Below are 17,551 nucleotides of genomic sequence, written 5' to 3' on the forward strand. Positions count from 1 at the left end.
TTCGTTGCAAATGCTGCTTTGCTCGAAATGGAGCGGCGAGCGCTGGCCAACGCCGCGCAGCGGCAATCTGCCGCTGGCAGCGCCTCTCCTTGCAGCCAGGGTCGCGCACAAGGTGAACGGAGTGGGATAAGCGTGTGAAGCGGCGCCTTTCTCCCCCATTGAGAGGAGATTGCGTGGCTATTCGCCCGGATGCTTGCCCGGCTCGGAGTGCATGCGGCGCACGCGGCGCACGCCCCACCAGACGAGCAGCACCGCGACCGGCACGCATGCTGCGGTGACGACTTCCGGCGCGAAGGCGTGGCCGAAGGTCGACGCGCCCTTGGCAACGTAGCCGATCAGGCCGACGACGTAGTAGGACACGGCCGCGACGGAAAGGCCTTCCACGGTCTGCTGCAGGCGCAGTTGCAGCCTGGCTCGGTTGTTCATGGAGGCCAGCAGGTCGCGGTTCTGCTTCTCGACCTCGACATCGACCCAGGTACGCAGCAGCGTCGTGGCGCGGGTGAGCTTGCGCGACAAATTGGCCTGGCGCTCCTCGACAGAACGGCAGGTGCGCATGGCCGGCGCCATGCGTCGCTGCAGGAAGCCACCCCAGGTGTCGTAGCCCGGCACGGCCTCCTCCTCCAGTGCCTCCAGCCTCTCGGTGACTATGCCGTCATAAGCGCGGCTCGCGCCGAAGCGGTACAGGCTGGACGCCGCGTCGGCCTCCAGTTCAGCCGCCAGTTCTGTCAGATCAGCCAACAACGTCTGGCTGTCGCGGGTCTCGGCCGCCTTCATTTCCACCGTGGTCAGCGCCAGCCGGTCCTCGATGCGCCGCGCCCGTCCGGAAAGGGTCAGCGCCAAGGGCAGGCCCAACATGGCAAGCGTACGATAGGTCTCGATGTCGATAAGCCGCTGCGACAGCGCCCCCGTGCGGGCAGGAGTCAGACCGCGATCGAGCAGCAGGATGCGGGTCATGCCGTCGCCATCCTGGCGGAAGTCGGTGACAATGGCCGCTGCGCCTCGCTCGACCAGCGAATAGCACAGGCTGGTCGGGTCGAAGCCGGCGATCAGTTTCTCGCTCGCCTGCGTCCATTTGCGGATCTCGAGCCGGATGCCGGAAATCACGGTTCCCGGCGGCGAGAACCCATTGCCGAAGGGTGAATCCTCCTGGCCGCGGCCGTGCTCGGCAAGCGGCCCTTCCCACAGATAAGTCGAGAATTCCGTATGCCGCTCCCAGCGCAGCGTGCCTTTGCCCCACTTCATCGCGTGATGACGGGCATGCCGCTCGGGCGCGGCGATACCGAGGCGCCGCGACAATTCCGACAGCACGGCATGGTCGACGCCGGAGCCGCCCTCGGTCATGAAGGAAAGCTGGATCAGCACACGCGGCTTCTCGACCAGCGGATGCGGGCGGGCATGGACCTCGCCCAGCGCGCCGGGCCGGCCCTCATGGGCCGGAAAGCCCATGACGCTGCCCTGCGCGCGCGGCTGGAACTGGAGATTGGACGTCTCGTCCGACACGGCTGGTCCCCCTGGTTTCGACCGTTCGTGCAACCCGGCCCTCATGGGGCAATCGGTGTGACACGTAAACAGCAAATTTTTGGCAGACCTCGATGAAAGGCGCTCAACGGAAGCCGACCGGCCTGGGGGAATTGGATAAATAATTTGACCAGTTGACGACAGACGCTTTAACCTGGGCGCCATCCATTCCGTTCCCCAGGCGCCTTTCGTTGAGCGACATCTTCTCCCGGATCGAGCATTCGCGCACCGCCGACGAGGTGGTGCAGCAGATCGAGAGCCTGATACTCGAGGGCGTGCTGCGCACGGGTGACCGGCTGCCGGGCGAACGCGAGTTGGCGCGCCAGTTCGACGTGTCGCGACCGATCCTGCGCGATGCGCTGAAGGCTCTCGAAGCGCGCGGCCTGCTGACGACGCGGCCGGGCGGCGGCACCCATGTCGCCGATGTCATCGGCCAGCTTTTCACCAAGCCGGTGACCGACCTGATCTCCACGCACCGCAAGGCGGTGACCGACTATCTGGAGTACCGGCGCGAGATCGAGGGCGTCGCGGCCGAGTACGCGGCACGTCGCGCCACACCTGAGGATCTCGCCCTGCTCGACCGCATCATGGCGCGCATGGACGAGGCGCACCGCACCGGCGACTTCGACGACGAGGCGGAAATCGACGTCGAGTTCCATCATGCGGTGTGCGAATGCGCGCACAACATCATCCTGCTGCATACACTGCGTTCCTGCTACCGGCTGCTGTCCGAGGGCGTGTTCCAGAACCGTCTTCTGGTTTTCACCGTGCCCGGCGCGCGCGAGGCGCTGCTTCAGCAGCACCGCGCGATCCATGCCGCGATCAAATCCGCAGACCCTATCGCGGCGCGCAGGGCGGCAATGGACCACATCACCTATGTCGAGCGCTCGATGGCGGAAGCGGAACGCAGCGGCGACTGGCAGCGCGTGTCTCGGTTGAGGCTCAGGCAGCGCTCGGAACCCGGCGACGTCGAACCCACAGGCAAACCCACCTAAGCACCGATCAAGCGGGGACAATCATGAGCGACATCCTGACCATCGCCGACCTGAAGGACCTCGCGCGCCGCCGCGTGCCGAAGATGTTCTTCGACTATGCCGATTCCGGCGCCTGGACCGAGAGCACCTACCGCGCCAACGAGGAGGATTTCGGCAAGATCAAGTTCCGCCAGCGCGTGCTGGTCGACATGAGCAACCGCTCGCTGGAAACGACCATGATCGGCCAGAAGGTGGCGATGCCGGTGGCCCTGGCGCCGACCGGGCTGACCGGCATGCAGCATGCCGACGGCGAGATGCTGGCGGCGCAGGCCGCCGAAGAGTTCGGCGTGCCGTTCACGCTGTCGACGATGAGCATCTGCTCGATCGAGGACGTCGCCTCGGCCACGAAGAAGCCGTTCTGGTTCCAGCTCTATGTGCTGCGCGACAAGGATTTCGTGCTCAACCTGATCGACCGGGCGAAAGCGGCGAAATGCTCGGCGCTGGTGCTGACGCTCGACTTGCAGATCCTCGGCCAGCGCCACAAGGACGTGCGCAACGGGCTGACGGCGCCGCCGCGCATGACATTGACGAACATCATCGACATGGCCATTCGCCCGCGCTGGTGCCTGGGCATGGCCGGCACCCAGCGTCGCACTTTCCGCAACATCGTCGGACACGCCAAGGGCGTCGGCGACGTCGCCTCGCTGTCGTCCTGGACAACCGAGCAGTTCGATCCGCAGCTGTCCTGGAAGGATGTCGCATGGATCAAGGAGCGCTGGGGCGGCAAGCTCATCCTGAAGGGCATTCTCGACAAAGAGGACGCGCTGATGGCGGCCAAGACCGGAGCCGACGCGATCATCGTCTCGAACCATGGTGGGCGCCAGCTCGACGGCGCTCCTTCGTCGATCTCGGTGCTGGAAGAAATCGCCGACGCGGTCGGCGACCAAATCGAAGTGCATATGGACGGCGGCATCCGCTCGGGCCAGAACGTGCTCAAGGCGCTCTGCCTCGGGGCCAAGGGCACCTATATCGGACGGCCCTTCCTCTATGGGCTCGGCGCCATGGGCAAGGCGGGCGTTACCCAGGCGCTCGAAATCATCCGCAAGGAGATGGACGTGACGCTGGCGCTGTGCGGAAAGCGCCTGGTAACGGACATGGGCAAGGATCAGCTTCGTCGCTGAGGCGTGGCTCTGTGTCAAACGGCGTTGAAGATCGACCCCTTATGGACGCAACGCGATAACCGGCCGAGACTCAGGTGTTCCCGAAAGTCGGGTGGGAAGATTGGTCATGTTTGGGCCCCTCGTGTCTCACCACGCGAGGAGGCAAGAGATGTGCCGGTATCACCTGCTCCCGACCCACTGCCGGATCTCGTCAGCCAATTGCTCGAGAACGCCCATCGTCCCGGCGGGGAGCGGGTCCGGAAACCGTTGCTCGGGATACGCGAGCGTTCCCCCCAGATGGACCGGCTGGACGCAGGGCATCTCGTGCTGTTCGAAAAACCTGATCATGTTGTCCGCGCATAGGCGCACACTCGGATCGTCCGCGGGATCGGTGGCGCCGTTGACGATGACCGCTCCGAGTTTTCCTTTGAGCTGTTGTCCGTCGCGCCACAGGGGATCCGATCTGTCGAGCAAGACGACGCCCAGCGCCGGCGGCATTCCGAAGCAGGTTGGAGTAGCCATCAGAATCACGTCCGACTCTTTCATGAGTGACAGAACACGATCGATCCCGTCGCCGTGGTGTCCGAACCTTTGATAACACTGCTCGCACCCGAGACAGTCGATACGCTCATCGGCCAGACGCACCTGTTCCACGACCTTCACCCGCCGATCTGTCTCGAGCGAGCGAAGAACCTCGCCGAGCATCCGGGCTGAGTTACTTGACGCGCGTGGGCTGCAGTCTATTCCAATGATGGTCGTCGCTTTGTCCATATGAGGATCCCTAGTCAGGCGTGACAGCTCGATACCGAGTGGCACGGGGCGAAGTTTTGAGTATCCCCACCGATGGCTTCAAAGTCGACGATACTCGCTCTTTACCTTTGAATTTTCCGGATCACAATATTGACCCCTAAGGTCGGTGAGCAGATAGCCAAGTTCATCGAGCACGACGAAGTCTTTGCGCCCGAGATAATTGGCCCTTTGCCTCGTTCGATGCAAGGATGCCATCAAGAGCACCCTGCCACGGACCAATCCTGGGCCGCGGCTGCCGCTCCTCCGGGGGTCAATATTGGAGCCGATAACCCCTCTCACGGGATCAAACTTGCACGCCGAAACACATGGCTTTGAAGTGGCTTCAGGCGTCGAGGTTCAGGTTTTTGCGCATGTCGCCCAAACCGCTGCGCAGTTTTGAGCGACCTGCGCTAGGAGTTGTTCACCCGTTGGGTCTAGCTTCGCCGCGAGGATGAAACACGAAGACGAGCCTTGACTGAGAGCGGCATACATTATCTCGACGCGCGCGGGCCGGAAGGCATGCGGCTCTATGCCATCGGCGACGTGCACGGCCGCCATGACCTGCTCGCCGCCATGCACCGCCGGATCGAAAGCGAACTGCAACATGCGCCGCCGAGCGACTGGCGCATCATCCATCTCGGCGACTACACCGACAGAGGCCTTCACTCCAAGGAGGTCATCGACTTCCTGATCGAGGCGCGGAGACGCGATACGCGCAATCTGATGCTTGCCGGCAACCACGACATCGGCTTCCTCGAGTTTCTGGACCGACCCGATCCGGATGGTCTGTTCATGCGCAATGGCGGCGTCCAGACGGCAGCTTCCTATGGCGTGAAGCTTTCGGCAGGCGGCGGCTGGTTTGGAAGGTCGGATGAGACATTGCTGCACGGGCATGCGGCACTGGTGGGCGCGGTGCCGCCAAGCCATGTCGAGTTCCTGAAGTCCCTGCCCTTTTCAGCGACCTTCGGCGACTTCTTCTTCTGCCATGCCGGCATCCGGCCGGGCGTGCCGCTCGAAAGCCAGAGCAGCGACGACCTGATCTGGATCCGCGACGCGTTCCATGATCATCCCGGGCTTTTCCCCAAGGTCATCGTGCACGGACACACGCCCGTGCCGGAAGCCGAGGTGATGGCCAACCGCGTCAATGTCGATACGCTTGCCTGGCAGTCGGGAAGGCTCAGCGCGCTCGCCATTGACGGCGCGGAAAAGCGTATCCTGACAGTGGAGGGAAAGGCGTTCTAGCGAAGCGCGGCGGTGACGCCGTAGCCGTCGACGGCCTGATGATTGTTGGCCGCGTCGGCAGAATAAATGCCGAGGCCGCATACGACGATGGCAGACAGCATGACAAAGGACAAAAGCGCTGCTTTCACGGACGTCATCTCTGGTTGAGCTTTCTGCATCTGTGCACGAGGCGGTTACCAATGCGTTGAAACGATAAAATGCGTCTCAATGTTTCGACGATTTCGCGCTTCTAAGCAGCTTCTGTATCGCCGGTGTGTCGCGCGGATCACACAAGAGGTTCATCGCGGATGCACGCTCGATACAGAGCGCGCGCCTTCTAGGATGAGGCGCGAGCACAAGCCAAGGATGAAGCGGGTTTTCCCCAGGCAGAACCGGCGCCGCGTGCCAATTATGTCACGCCTGCCCGGAGCACGGGCGATATTCAGATGGTCGCCACCCAGGCGCGGGCAATAGCCATTCCGGCGGCGTCGGCGCCCGGTCCGCTGCGGGCTATTTCGTCGTCCAGCCGCTCGTTCCAGTCAGGATTGCGCTCGGCAATGATCGATGCAAAGGACGCGCTCCAGTCCCGCACCATTGGGCTGTCCGCCTCGAAGTGGAACTGGAATCCGTAGACGGCGCGGCCGAGGCGAAAAGCCTGGTTTTCGGCGACATCGTTGCCGGCGAGCCTTATGGCGTTTTCGGGCAGGTCGAACGTGTCGTCATGCCACTGGAAGATCGGGAATTTTTGCGGCAAGGCGCCAAGCACCGGATCGGATATGGCTTCCGCGGTCAGCGACACGCCGCGCCATCCGAATTCATTTGCGCCGCCGATGCGGTTCTCGGCACCGAAGGCGCGGGCCACGAGCTGGCCGCCAAGACAGATACCAAGCACCGATCGGTCCTTACCGGCGAAATCGCGCGTCAGTTCGAGCAGGGCCGGAAAGTAAGGGTAGTCGGCATCGGCCAGGGCATTCTGGCCGCCGCCCAGCACCACCATGGCATGATGCCCGTCCGCGTCCTGCGGAAGGGGATCGCCCTGGTAGGGACGGCGCAGGTCGATGTCGGCGCCCGCCTCCGTAAGCGCGGCGCCAAGCTGGCCGAGCCCGGTATTGTCGTAGTTCTGGACCACCAGCACGCGCATGGGAAATCCTGCTGACATGAAATGCTGGGGCGAGCGATATCATGCCGCCAGCATTTCAGCCAAGATGCGTGCCGGGGAGAAGCCTATGCCACTGCAGAACCGGGTCGATCCGTTCGGCGCCATCCATGCCGTGCCCGAGCGCGGCCTGTTCATGGGCAATCGCGGCATCATTCATGATCCGGAAACGAAGACGCTTCTCAAGAAGCGCTGGGCCTTGCAGGCCTGGATCATCTGCGCTTGCAAGTTCCGCAACGTTCGGCGCGAGCCCATGGGCCGCAACAGGCCCGGCGGCAAAGCCGGCTGGACCGAGCTGTTCTTCCTCGACGAGGTGACGGCTTTGGCCGCCGGCCATCGGCCCTGCTTCTTCTGCCGACGCGAGGAGGCAAGCGATTTCGTGCGGCGCTTCGGCGAAGCTTTCGGCATCGCCGAACCGCGTGCACCAATGCTCGACAGGCGCTTGCACACGGAACGGCCGGCATCCGGTGGTCGGCCGCCTGTCGTTTCCGTGCAGGAACTGTGCGGGCTTCCTGACGGGGCGATCGTGGCAGACGGCAACACCGCCTATGCGCTGCGCGCCGGCAAAGCCCTCGAGTGGTCGTTCGCCGGCTATGTCGCTCGCATGGCGTTCAACGGCCTTGCCGGCAGGCCACTGCGGCTGCTTACGCCTGCCACGACCGTTTCGGTGTTGCGGCAAGGCTACGCGCCGGTCTGGCATCCATCCGCCGACCCTTGACGATCCCCTCCGCCTCGCCCATTCCTCCGCCATGCGTGCCAACTACAAGATGCAGCGGCTGTTCGTGCCGGACGACCTCGAAGCGGGCTTCGAGTTCGACGCCGGACAGCAGCAAAGCCACTACCTCGCGCATGTGCTGCGGCTCGGCGAAGGCGCGGAACTTCTGCTGTTCAACGGCCGCGACGGCGAATGGTCGGCGGCGATCGCGGGCAAATCCAAGAAGGCCGTCCGGCTGAAGGTGCTGGAGCGGCAACGGTCGCAGCCGCCGCTGCCCGACCTTGTCTACTGCTTTGCACCCCTGAAACAAGGCCGGCTCGACTATTTGGTGCAGAAGGCAGTCGAGATGGGCGCCGGCGTGTTGCAGCCGGTCATCACCCAGCATACGCAAGTGGCCAAGCCCGGCATCGAGCGGCTGCGCGCCAATGTCGTCGAGGCGGCCGAGCAGTGCGGGATCCTGGCGGTGCCGGAGGTGCGCGAGGCGGAAAAGCTGGAGCGGCTGCTTGGCGGCTGGGACAGGGAGCGCCGGCTGATCTTCTGCGACGAGGACGCCTCGACCAACAATCCGCTGCCGGGCCTCCGGGCCGTCAAGGAGAAGAAACTCGCGCTGCTGGTCGGACCGGAGGGCGGTTTTTCCGAGGACGAGCGCAGGATGCTGAGGGCACTGCCCTTCGTCTCCGCCATTCCGCTCGGGCCGCGCATCCTGCGCGCCGACACGGCCGCGGTGGCGGCACTTGCGGTGATGCAGGCCACAGTCGGCGACTGGTGATCAAATCCCGTTGAGGCTTGGCTCAGGATTTTTTGCTTGATCGGCTGCTGCCATTTCGTCCATCTAGCGCCCGGCGGCGTGCTAGCCGCTGCGGAGGGCTTTCCATGGCGCGCGATACAACCGATTTCCGGCCCATCGAAGGGGTCGACGAGCTCGTCGCCTATCTGGCGGCCGGCAACAAGCCGCGCGAGCAATGGCGGATCGGCACCGAGCACGAGAAGTTCCCCTTCTATGTCGACGGCAACGCGCCGGTGCCCTATGGCGGCGAGCGCGGAATCCGCGCCATCCTCGAAGGCATGCAGGAAAAGCTCGGCTGGGACCCGATCATCGATGATGGCCGCATCATCGGCCTGGTCGAGCCGACCGGCCAGGGTGCGATCTCGCTGGAGCCAGGCGGGCAGTTCGAACTGTCCGGCGCGCCGCTGGAGTCCATCCATCAGACCTGCCGCGAAGGCAATGCGCATCTGGCACAGGTGCGCGAGATCGCCGAGCCGCTTGGTATTCGCTTCCTCGGCCTCGGCGGCAGCCCGAAATGGTCGCTCCCCGAGACGCCGCAGATGCCGAAGTCGCGCTACGAGATCATGACGCGCTACATGCCGAAGGTCGGCACCAAGGGCCTCGACATGATGTACCGCACCTGCACCATCCAGGTTAACCTCGACTTCGAAAGCGAAGCCGACATGCGCCGCAAGATGCAGGTCTCGCTGAAGCTGCAGCCCTTGTCGACGGCGCTGTTCGCCAACTCGCCCTTCACCGAGAGCCGGCCGAACGGGCTGCAGAGCTGGCGCGGCGACATCTGGCGCGATACCGACAACCAGCGCTCGGGCATGCTCGAATTCTGCTTTTCGCCCGACTTCGGCTTCGCCGACTATGTCGAATGGGCGCTCGACGTGCCGATGTATTTCGTCATCCGCGACGGGCGCTATCACGACATGACGCGCTACACCTTCCGCCAGTTCATGACCGGAGCCGCGCGCGGCCAGGTGCCCGACGGGCTGCCGACAATGGGCGACTGGGCGAACCATCTGTCGACGCTGTTCCCCGACGTGCGGCTGAAGCGTTTCCTCGAAATGCGCGGCGCCGACGGCGGTCCCTGGCGGCGCATCTGCGCCCTGCCCGCCTTCTGGGTCGGGCTGCTCTACGACGAGCAGGCGCTGGACGCCGCCGAGGCGCTGACCTCGAGCTGGACCTATCAGGAGGCTCTGGCGATGCGCAACGCGGTGCCGGAGCAAGGCATCCTGGCGCCGTTCCGCAACACCACCTTGCGCGAAGTCGCGCGCGACGTGCTGGCGATCTCACGCACGGGGCTGAAGAACCGCGCCCGCAAGAACCGCGACGGCTATGACGAGACCTCGTTCCTCAACACGCTCGACGAGGTCGTGGCGCGCGGCACCACCAGCGCCGAGGAGATGCTGTCGGCCTACCATACGCGCTGGGGCGGTTCGATCGAGCCGGTGTTCATGGAATATGCCTATTGACCGGCTTAGGTTTCGCGCCGCTTCGGTCGAAGACGCAGAGGAGAGCGTTGCGTCAGAAGCGTGACCCCTTCTGAAAATCGATTCCGATTTTCAGGGTCATGCGCTAGGCTCTCCGCGACCACATTGCGGAGGAGAGCCAATGCCGTCCCTGTTCGACATCTTTACGCAAGCGCAGAACGGCGCCGGCATGCAGGCTATGGCCCAGCAGTTCGGGCTTTCCATGCAACAGACCCAGGCGGCGGTTGAGGCGTTGCTGCCGGCGTTCTCGCAAGGGCTTCGGCGCAACACCGCGGACCCATACGGCCTCGGCGCCTTCATGAGCGCAATGGCGAGCGGCCAGCACGCCAAATATTTCGAAGACGCAACGAGGGCCTTTTCGCCGCAGGGCATCAATGAGGGCAACGGCATTCTTGGCCATCTGTTCGGCTCGAAGGAGTTGTCGCGCGCCATCGCTGCCCAAGCCGCACAGGCGACCGGACTCAGCCAGCAGATCCTGCAGCAGATGCTGCCGGCGATGGCCTCCATGATGATGGGCGGGCTGTTCAAGCAGACCAACAATCAGATGCAGGCCAGCGGATTTGGCGGCAGCGGCAATCCGCTCGGCGAAATCGTCGAACAGATGATGCGACAGGCAGGTGGCGGCGTGCAGCGCCAGTCGCCGCAACCGGCCCCCAACCCTTACGGCGACAACCCATTTGGAAAGCTGCTGCAGGACATGTTCGGGGGCGGCGCGCAGCAATCGCAAAGTCAGCCGCAGCAAGCACCCAACCCCTATGGCGGCAACCCGTTCGGCAAGGTGCTGCAGGATATGTTCGGCGGCGGTTCGCAGCCGCAAGGCCAGTCCCAACAGACGCAGAGCCCCTATGGCGACAATCCGTTCGGCAAGATGTTCGAGGAGATGCTGCGCCAAGGCGGCAGCTTCGGCATGCCCGGCGCGCAGCCGGCGCCGCAGCCCGAGGCATCACAGCCGAAAACAAACCCGAGCGGCCGGCCGCGAAACCCGTTCGACGATATTTTTGGCCAAATGTTCGAGGCCGGCGCACAGCAGCGCGACGAGTATCAGAAGGGCATGGAGAGCATTTTCGACCAGTTCAAGCGCGGCATGGACCGGCGCTAGGGGCGGCTCACCCTCCAATAAAAAATGCCCGGTCCGCAAGGGACCGGGCAATGTGCAGGCGGGCCGGCGGGGAACCGGCAGGGAGTGTGGGAGCCTGCAGAAGCTTGGTCGCGCCGGCCCTCGATAAAGTTCAGCGCGACCGGCAAAACGAACTCCGGCCTGTTCAGGCGACCCTGCGGGCGAGATCCTCGACCGTGTCGGCGCGGTCGCTGGCGATGGCGCGCAGCTTTGCCGTCGGATCGCGGCCGAAAGGCACGTCGATGGCGACGTGGAGGTCGGCGCGTGTCAGGCCGATATCGGCAAGCTCGGCATCCGTCATCTCGCCAAGGCGATAGAAGGCGCGGCGATTTTTCCAGGCTCGATACACGTCGGCAACCGCATTGAGCACGCGCGTCGCAACGGCCGGACGCGTGGTGATGCGCGAGGTCTGGGAAGCGAATTCGATCGTGGTCATGTCAGTCTCCTTCGGAGTCGAGCGACGAAACCGTTCAACCGGCGCCTGGGAGAAAGCGCCGTTCCGGTCTCGATACACATGATGTCATGTGGACAGTCGCAATTTGCCATCACCGGATTGATTAATCCAACGAATGTTTTTAATCTGTAGCATCAACATCAATGATGGATTGGACCGATGAAAGCGCCGCTCGATCTCGATCAGTTGCAGACCTTCATCTCGATCGCCGACACCGGCAGCTTCACCCGCGCGGCGGAGGAAGTGCACCGGACGCAGTCGGCGGTGTCGATGCAGATGCGCCGGCTTGAGGAGCGGATCGGCAAGCCGCTGTTCGAAAAGGACGGCCGCACCAACAAGCTGACCGAGGAAGGCGACAGGCTGCTTTCCTATGCCAGGCGGCTGATCTATCTCAACCGCGAGACGCTCGCCGCCTTCGACGACCAGCGGCTCGAAGGCACGATCCGCATCGGCACGCCGGACGACTATGCCGACCGTTTCCTGCCGGAGATCATGGCGCGCTTCTCGCGCTCCAATCCGCGCGTGGAACTGACCGTCGTCTGCGAACCGACGCCGGGGCTGGTCGAGCACATCAAGCGCGGCAATCTCGATCTCGCGCTGGTGACGCACAACGATACGCGCGGCCAGTCGGAAGTGGTCCGGCGCGAGCCGCTTTTGTGGGTCACCTCGGCCAATCATGCCACGCATGAGCAGGAGATCCTGCCGATGGCGTTCGGCCGGCCGAACTGCATCTGGCGGCGGGCGGCGGTCGACGTGCTCGATCGGCAGAATCGCGAGTACCGCGTGCTGTTCTCCAGCTTCTCGGCCACAGTCATCACGGCGGCCGTGCTTTCCGGCCTCGCAATCTCGGTGCTGCCGGAATGCGCGCTGCGGCCGGGCATGCGCGTGCTTGGTGAAGCCGACGGCTTCGGTGCCCTGCCCGACTGCCGCATCGGCCTCATGCGCGGGCAGACCTCGCAGCCCGAGATCGTCGACGCGCTCGCCCGCCACATTGCGGAAAGCCTCGACAACATTTCGGTGCCGCTGGGCGAGGAGGCGGGAAGCTTCGACTTCGCCGCGCTCGCCTTTGCCAGGATGAAGCGGACAAAATCGAGCCAGATCCTGCCTGGCTGGTGAGCGATCAGGCGCGGGCAGCCGTCCAATCAGGAGCACCACCGGACGACAGGGCGGGCAGCGCCAGCAACTGGCCGGGCTCCAGGGGCGGCGAGAGCAGGAAGCCCTGCAACTGGTGGCAGCCCATGCCGACGAGCAGCGTTCTCTGCGCGTCGGTTTCGACCCCCTCGGCGGTGACGTCCACGTTCAATGCCAGTGCAAGCTCGATCAGCGCCTTGACGATGGCCGTCGCCTTATCGTCCTCGTCGAGAAGGCGGATGAAGGACCGGTCGATCTTCAGCTTGTCGATGGCGTGGCGGCGCAGATGGCTGAGCGACGAATAGCCGGTGCCGAAATCGTCGAGCACGACGCCCACGCCCGAACCGCGAAGATCGGCGAGAACCGATCTGACGGTGTCGTTGTTTTCGAGTAGCACGTTCTCGGTGATTTCGAGCTGCAGGCGGGATGGGTCCAAGCCCGTTTCCGCGAGAATCGATGCGACCTGTTCGGCGAAGCCGACGTCGCGCAACTGCATCGGCGAGACGTTGACGGCCACCCAGGGCAGCTTGGTGCCCGCGACGAAGCGGCAGGCCTCCAACAGCGCCCATTTGCCCAGTTCACCGATCAGTCCGCGCTCCTCGGCAATGGCTATGAACTGGGCCGCAGGCAGCGCGCCATGCACCTCGTGGCCCCAGCGGACAAGGGCTTCCGCGCCGAGTATCGTGCGGCCGTCAGCCGCGAAGACGGGCTGATAGGCGAGCTTTATACCGCCTGCCCCGGTGAGTGCCTTGCGCAGCTCGGCTTCGACCTTGCGCTTGCGCAGCAGGAGGTCGTCCATATCGCCGGCAAATATCTGATAGCGCCCGCGCCCGTTCTTCTTGGCTTCGTAGAGCGCGATATCGGCCTTGCGCAGGAGATCGTCGGCGTCGGTCTCCGGGCCCGAAGACAGCGCGATGCCGATGCTGGCCCCGACGAAGACCTGGTCGTCGACGAGCTTGAACGGCTCGCACAGCTTCTGCAGCAGCCGCTCTGCAACATCCTCGGCGCTTCTGACATCCCGGACATCGAGCAGGATGATGGCGAATTCGTCGCCGCCCAGCCGCGCCACGGTGTCGATCTCGCGGATCGTCTGTCTGAGCCGCGCCGCGGTCTGGCGGACCAACTCGTCGCCGGCGGGATGCCCAAACGTGTCGTTGACATGCTTGAAACGGTCGAGGTCGAGGTAGAGCAGTGCCACCCTCGCCGCGTCGTGGCTCGCAAACAGCAGCGTACGCCGCAAACGGTCGTCGAAGAGCGCCCGGTTGGGCAGGCCGGTGAGCGTGTCGTGGAAGGCGAGATACTGCGCGCGATCCTGGCTGGTCTGCAATGCCGAAGACGCACGACGCAGGCGGCGCAGCAGGAACGCCAGAACGCCCACCCCGACAAGTAGGGCAATCAGCAAGGCCGGCCCCATCTTGCGCACGAGGGTGAGGCCGGGCCGCTCCTGGTCCCAGCCGAGATAGCCAAGGATGATGCCGCGGCTGTCCACCAGCGGCACCGCGGCGCTGCCGACCGGCTGCGAGAGCGACAGAAGATGGGCGCCGTCGAGCAGGTACTTGTCGGCGATCCTGGCGATAACGGCGTCGTTTATGAACTCGACGGACACATGCAGATATTCGCTGCCGGGCTCCTGGGTCACCCGGTCGCTGCTCGGAACCAGCGGCATGACGCTCAATATCGCAGGCTTTCCGCCGAGCGAGACCAGATCCCCGGCGACCAGCTTGGCAGGCCCAGCAGAGGCCTCCTGCTTCGGCGGCTCGGCGATCATGGCCCGCAGCTTTTGGATCGTCGGCTGCAGTTCGGGCTCGTCCTCGCCATAAACGGCCGGGGCGAGCACCTTGCCGTCGCGCATGGCGTGCACCGGATGGTTCGCGGCGTCGAGTATGTAGATCCGGTTGTGACCATAATAGGTGTACATCCAGACGCTGAGATTTTCCTCGATCCAGGGCTCGTTGCCGGCTTTCACGTTGGTGACGGAGTCGTCCCAGACGGTCACGCTTTCCTGCTCGCGCTGGACAGCCGCGATTTGGTCCTTCAGACTATTGGCGATCGGTATCTTCTGCCGTTCGAGCGAGACGTGATCGGCCTGTGCGGTCGCATAGATGCCAAATCCGACGACCATGGCCAGCGCAAAGGCAGCCAGTGCCAGCACGGTCAACGTCACTTGACGCGTCAAGGGGCTGCTGTTGGGGCCTTCGTTCATGCGTCCTGGCGATTCTCCTGCCGCGAGTGAAACCAAATCAGGCTTAAGATCGCGTTATAATATTAGCGAGGATTGGGCGCCGGGATGGATCGGCGCCTTGACTGGGGCCGATATCCGCTCCCCAATCCAAGCATGAGTGAAGCCGCTCCCGAATCACGCAGCAACGCCACCGAATACACAGTGAGCGAGATTTCCGGCGCCCTGAAGCGCACGGTCGAAGACGCTTTCGGCAATGTGAGGGTGCGCGGCGAAATCTCCGGCTATCGCGGTCCGCATTCCTCCGGCCATGCCTATTTCGCGCTGAAGGACGACCGCGCGCGGATCGAGGCCGTGGTGTGGAAGACCACGATGAGCCGGCTGAAATTCCGTCCCGAGGAAGGGATGGAGGTGATCGCCAGCGGCAGGCTGACGACCTATCCGGGCAAATCCAACTACCAGATCGTCATCGACAATCTGGAGCCGGCGGGCGCCGGGGCGCTGATGGCGCTGCTGGAAGAACGCAAGCGCCGCCTGCAAGCGGAAGGCCTGTTCGAGGCCGGGCGCAAGCGGCGGCTACCGTTCATGCCGTGCGTGATCGGCGTCGTCACTTCGCCGACCGGGTCGGTGATCCGCGACATCCTCCACCGCATCAGGGACCGGTTTCCGCTCGCTGTGCTGGTGTGGCCGGTGAGGGTCCAGGGCGAGACGACGGCCAGGGAAGTGACGGCCGCCGTCAACGGTTTCAATGCCCTTGCTTGGGAGGGCCCCATCCGCCAGCCCGATCTTCTGATCGTGGCGCGCGGCGGCGGCAGCCTCGAGGACCTCTGGGGCTTCAATGACGAGGGGCTGGCGCGCACGATCGCGGCCTCGCGCATTCCCGTGATCTCGGCCGTCGGCCACGAGACCGACTGGACGCTGATCGACTTTGTCGCCGACATGCGGGCGCCGACGCCGACGGGCGCGGCCGAGATCGCGGTCCCGGTCAAGGCCGAACTGGAGGCGATGCTCGCGGGCCTCAGCGCACGGCTCAATGCCTGCACCTCGCGGCATCTGGAGCGCAAGCGCCAGGCGGTGCGCGCGGCTGCGCGAGCGCTGCCGTCGCCCGACCAGTTGCTGGCCCTGCCGCGCCGCCGCTTCGACGAGGCGACCAGCCGACTCGGCCGGGCGCTGATGGTGAATATCGAGCGCAAACGCGCAAGGCTGGAGCAGCAGAGACTGACGCCAGCGACGCTGTCGCGCCGCATCAACGAGGCGCGCACGCTCACAGGCCGCGATATTGCCCGCGCGCGGGCGGCCTTCTTCGCCATCGTGCGCGAAAGGCGGGCGCGGTTCAAACGCACTGCGGCAAGATTGTCGCCGGCGCCGATCGCAAGGCGGCAGAAGGCACAGGCCGAGATGTTGGCCGGGCTGGCGCGCCGCCAGGACCAGGCGCTGGCGCGACGGCTCGACCGGCTGCGCGCGGCGCTGACGCAGGCCGACCGGCTGCTCGCGACGCTGTCGCACAAGGCGGTGCTGGCGCGTGGCTTCGCGCTGGTGAAGGACGCGGAGGGGGCGGTGATCAAGCGGGCGGCGGACCTTGCCCCCGGCTCGGCGCTGCAGATCGAATTCGCCGACGGCAACGCCGAAGCCATCGCCACCAGCGGCGGCGCGCGCCCGAAGATGGCCGCCAAGTCGCCGGTCAGGACCAAGGAGCCGGGCAAGCAGGGCTCGCTGTTCTGAGGATGGCATGATCGGCCACGACCCGCATCGCAGCACACCAACCGGCAAGCCAAGGCTGCGCTCGTTCGGCGTGACGCTCGACGGCAGGCCAGGCCGCTTCAACGCCATCACGGACGTGCCGGGCGTAACGGTCGGCTACACCACGCTGATTGCCGGCGACGGCCCGCTGCAGGTCGGCGCGGGCCCGGTGCGCACCGGCGTGACGGCGATCCTGCCGCGGCCCCGCCAAGCGCTGGCCACGCCGGTCTTCGCCGGCGTCTTCAGCCAGAACGGCAATGGCGAGCTGACGGGATCGCACCTCATCGAGGAGACCGGCGCCTTCAACCTGCCGGTCACCATCACCAACACCCATTCCTGCGGCCTCACGCGCGACGGCACGCTGCGCTGGATGAGCCGAGTGCTGCCCGAGGCGCTCGACAGCGCCTGGGGCCTGCCGGTGGCGGCGGAGACCTATGACGGCTTCCTCAACGACATCAACGGCCACCATGTGAGCTTCGGCCATGTCGCCTCGGCCCTCGACAGCGCAACGGGTGGCGCCATCGAGGAAGGCAGCGTCGGCGGCGGTACCGGCATGATCTCGTTCGGCTTCAAGGCCGGCTCCGGCACTGCCTCGCGCATCGTCGAATGGCACAGCTCCAGCTACACGCTCGGCGTGTTCGTCCAGGCGAATTTCGGCAGGCGCAGCAATCTGACCATCCGCGGCCGGCGCGTCGGACCGCAACTGGTCGAGCCAGCGCTCCGCGAAAGCACGCCGCGCGCCGAAAAGGGCTCGATCATCGCCATCGTCGCCACGGACGCTCCGTTCCTGCCGCATCAGATGAAGCGGCTCGCCAGGCGGGTGCCGCTCGGCATCGCTATCACAGGCGGCTATGGCTATCACAGCTCGGGCGATATCTTTCTCGCTTTCTCGACCGCCAATCCCGGGGCCGCGCTGGCGCCATCAGGGCGGATGGCACATGCGGATTTCATCCCGGACGTCGACATCGATCCGTTCTTCGACGCGGTGGTGCAGGGCGTGGAGGAAGCCATCCTCAATGCGCTGGTCGCCAACGAGGACATGACCGGGCGCGACGGCAATTTCGTGCCGGCGCTGCCCAGGACGTGGCTGAAGGAGAAATTCGGCTAAGCCTCGCGCTCAGCCCAGGTGGGA

General features: G+C 64.9%; 16 protein-coding genes. 10 read left to right on the plus strand and 6 right to left on the minus strand.

What is annotated here, in order from left to right; all coding sequences use genetic code 11:
• Positions 1-177: 177 nt before the first annotated feature.
• Entirely contained in the window at positions 178-1,500 is a 1,323-nt protein-coding gene (locus EJ074_RS11260; RefSeq protein WP_095808983.1) for a DUF3422 family protein, read from the minus strand.
• 209 nt (positions 1,501-1,709) lie between these two features.
• Here EJ074_RS11260 and EJ074_RS11265 point away from each other — a divergent pair, with 209 nt between their 5' ends.
• Together EJ074_RS11265 and EJ074_RS11270 are read left to right on the plus strand one after the other, a co-directional pair.
• Positions 1,710-2,513 carry an FCD domain-containing protein gene (locus EJ074_RS11265; RefSeq protein WP_095808982.1) on the plus strand — a complete coding sequence of 268 codons (804 nt, stop codon included), beginning with the start codon at positions 1,710-1,712 and terminating at the stop codon, positions 2,511-2,513.
• 23 nt (positions 2,514-2,536) lie between these two features.
• A complete protein-coding gene (locus EJ074_RS11270; RefSeq protein WP_129553368.1) occupies positions 2,537-3,673 on the plus strand; it encodes an alpha-hydroxy acid oxidase in 1,137 nt (378 codons plus the stop codon).
• Positions 3,674-3,832: 159 nt separating this feature from the next.
• Here EJ074_RS11270 and EJ074_RS11275 read toward each other — a convergent pair whose 3' ends face one another.
• A complete protein-coding gene (locus tag EJ074_RS11275) occupies positions 3,833-4,423 on the minus strand; it encodes a flavodoxin family protein (protein WP_129553369.1) in 591 nt (196 codons plus the stop codon).
• 489 nt (positions 4,424-4,912) lie between these two features.
• Here EJ074_RS11275 and EJ074_RS11280 point away from each other — a divergent pair, with 489 nt between their 5' ends.
• Positions 4,913-5,683: a metallophosphoesterase gene (locus tag EJ074_RS11280; protein ID WP_095808979.1), complete on the plus strand. Its 771-nt coding sequence runs from the start codon at positions 4,913-4,915 to the stop codon at positions 5,681-5,683.
• Here EJ074_RS11280 and EJ074_RS11285 read toward each other — a convergent pair.
• Both EJ074_RS11285 and EJ074_RS11290 read right to left on the minus strand, forming a co-directional pair.
• Positions 5,680-5,820, minus strand: a complete 141-nt coding sequence (locus EJ074_RS11285; protein ID WP_124997890.1) for a hypothetical protein — start codon at positions 5,818-5,820, stop codon at positions 5,680-5,682. The genes EJ074_RS11280 and EJ074_RS11285 overlap by 4 nt on opposite strands.
• Before the next feature lie 284 nt (positions 5,821-6,104).
• The gene (locus tag EJ074_RS11290) at positions 6,105-6,803 is read right to left on the minus strand and encodes a type 1 glutamine amidotransferase (protein WP_095808978.1); all 699 of its coding nucleotides are present in this window, start codon (positions 6,801-6,803) and stop codon (positions 6,105-6,107) included.
• Positions 6,804-6,888: 85 nt separating this feature from the next.
• Between EJ074_RS11290 and EJ074_RS11295 the strand changes: the two genes are divergently transcribed.
• From EJ074_RS11295 to EJ074_RS11310, 4 genes are all read left to right on the plus strand, one after another.
• Positions 6,889-7,536 carry a hypothetical protein gene (locus EJ074_RS11295; protein ID WP_129553370.1) on the plus strand — a complete coding sequence of 216 codons (648 nt, stop codon included), beginning with the start codon at positions 6,889-6,891 and terminating at the stop codon, positions 7,534-7,536.
• Between the two features lie 31 nt (positions 7,537-7,567).
• Entirely contained in the window at positions 7,568-8,302 is a 735-nt protein-coding gene (locus tag EJ074_RS11300) for a 16S rRNA (uracil(1498)-N(3))-methyltransferase (protein ID WP_095808977.1), read from the plus strand.
• Positions 8,303-8,406: 104 nt separating this feature from the next.
• The gene (locus EJ074_RS11305) at positions 8,407-9,780 is read left to right on the plus strand and encodes a glutamate--cysteine ligase (RefSeq protein WP_095808976.1); all 1,374 of its coding nucleotides are present in this window, start codon (positions 8,407-8,409) and stop codon (positions 9,778-9,780) included.
• 139 nt (positions 9,781-9,919) lie between these two features.
• A complete protein-coding gene (locus tag EJ074_RS11310) occupies positions 9,920-10,897 on the plus strand; it encodes a DUF937 domain-containing protein (RefSeq protein WP_095808975.1) in 978 nt (325 codons plus the stop codon).
• Between the two features lie 163 nt (positions 10,898-11,060).
• Here the strand turns inward: EJ074_RS11310 and EJ074_RS11315 are convergent, their stop codons facing one another.
• Positions 11,061-11,351 (minus strand): DUF1127 domain-containing protein, encoded by a 291-nt coding sequence (locus tag EJ074_RS11315; protein ID WP_095808974.1) that lies wholly within the window; start codon positions 11,349-11,351, stop codon positions 11,061-11,063.
• A 177-nt stretch (positions 11,352-11,528) separates the two neighbouring features.
• On the opposite strand from EJ074_RS11315, the gene EJ074_RS11320 reads away from it, so the two are divergent.
• A complete protein-coding gene (locus tag EJ074_RS11320) occupies positions 11,529-12,485 on the plus strand; it encodes a LysR substrate-binding domain-containing protein (RefSeq protein WP_095808973.1) in 957 nt (318 codons plus the stop codon).
• A 4-nt stretch (positions 12,486-12,489) separates the two neighbouring features.
• Here the strand turns inward: EJ074_RS11320 and EJ074_RS11325 are convergent, their stop codons facing one another.
• Positions 12,490-14,703, minus strand: coding sequence for an EAL domain-containing protein (locus EJ074_RS11325; protein WP_095808972.1), 2,214 nt, complete (start codon positions 14,701-14,703; stop codon positions 12,490-12,492).
• A 132-nt stretch (positions 14,704-14,835) separates the two neighbouring features.
• Between EJ074_RS11325 and xseA the strand changes: the two genes are divergently transcribed.
• Positions 14,836-16,401 carry an exodeoxyribonuclease VII large subunit gene (gene xseA, locus EJ074_RS11330; protein ID WP_095809057.1) on the plus strand — a complete coding sequence of 522 codons (1,566 nt, stop codon included), beginning with the start codon at positions 14,836-14,838 and terminating at the stop codon, positions 16,399-16,401.
• A 7-nt stretch (positions 16,402-16,408) separates the two neighbouring features.
• A complete protein-coding gene (locus EJ074_RS11335) occupies positions 16,409-17,527 on the plus strand; it encodes a P1 family peptidase (protein ID WP_095808971.1) in 1,119 nt (372 codons plus the stop codon).
• The last annotated feature ends 24 nt before the right edge of the window (positions 17,528-17,551 follow it).

Origin of the sequence: Mesorhizobium sp. M3A.F.Ca.ET.080.04.2.1 (assembly GCF_003952525.1) — a bacterium.
Taxonomy (GTDB): Bacteria; Pseudomonadota; Alphaproteobacteria; order Rhizobiales; family Rhizobiaceae; genus Mesorhizobium.

What these genes read in the sequence shown, in the direction of transcription:
- EJ074_RS11300 (WP_095808977.1), top strand. Translation starts at nt 7,568, where the DNA reads ATGCGTGCCAACTACAAGATGCAGCGGCTGTTCGTGCCGGACGACCTC.
- EJ074_RS11305 (WP_095808976.1), top strand. Translation starts at nt 8,407, where the DNA reads ATGGCGCGCGATACAACCGATTTCCGGCCCATCGAAGGGGTCGACGAG.
- EJ074_RS11270 (WP_129553368.1), top strand. Translation starts at nt 2,537, where the DNA reads ATGAGCGACATCCTGACCATCGCCGACCTGAAGGACCTCGCGCGCCGC.
- EJ074_RS11275 (WP_129553369.1), bottom strand. Translation starts at nt 4,423, where the DNA reads ATGGACAAAGCGACGACCATCATTGGAATAGACTGCAGCCCACGCGCG.
- EJ074_RS11315 (WP_095808974.1), bottom strand. Translation starts at nt 11,351, where the DNA reads ATGACCACGATCGAATTCGCTTCCCAGACCTCGCGCATCACCACGCGT.
- EJ074_RS11285 (WP_124997890.1), bottom strand. Translation starts at nt 5,820, where the DNA reads ATGACGTCCGTGAAAGCAGCGCTTTTGTCCTTTGTCATGCTGTCTGCC.
- xseA (WP_095809057.1), top strand. Translation starts at nt 14,836, where the DNA reads ATGAGTGAAGCCGCTCCCGAATCACGCAGCAACGCCACCGAATACACA.
- EJ074_RS11295 (WP_129553370.1), top strand. Translation starts at nt 6,889, where the DNA reads ATGCCACTGCAGAACCGGGTCGATCCGTTCGGCGCCATCCATGCCGTG.
- EJ074_RS11325 (WP_095808972.1), bottom strand. Translation starts at nt 14,703, where the DNA reads ATGAACGAAGGCCCCAACAGCAGCCCCTTGACGCGTCAAGTGACGTTG.
- EJ074_RS11335 (WP_095808971.1), top strand. Translation starts at nt 16,409, where the DNA reads ATGATCGGCCACGACCCGCATCGCAGCACACCAACCGGCAAGCCAAGG.
- EJ074_RS11310 (WP_095808975.1), top strand. Translation starts at nt 9,920, where the DNA reads ATGCCGTCCCTGTTCGACATCTTTACGCAAGCGCAGAACGGCGCCGGC.
- EJ074_RS11290 (WP_095808978.1), bottom strand. Translation starts at nt 6,803, where the DNA reads ATGCGCGTGCTGGTGGTCCAGAACTACGACAATACCGGGCTCGGCCAG.
- EJ074_RS11320 (WP_095808973.1), top strand. Translation starts at nt 11,529, where the DNA reads ATGAAAGCGCCGCTCGATCTCGATCAGTTGCAGACCTTCATCTCGATC.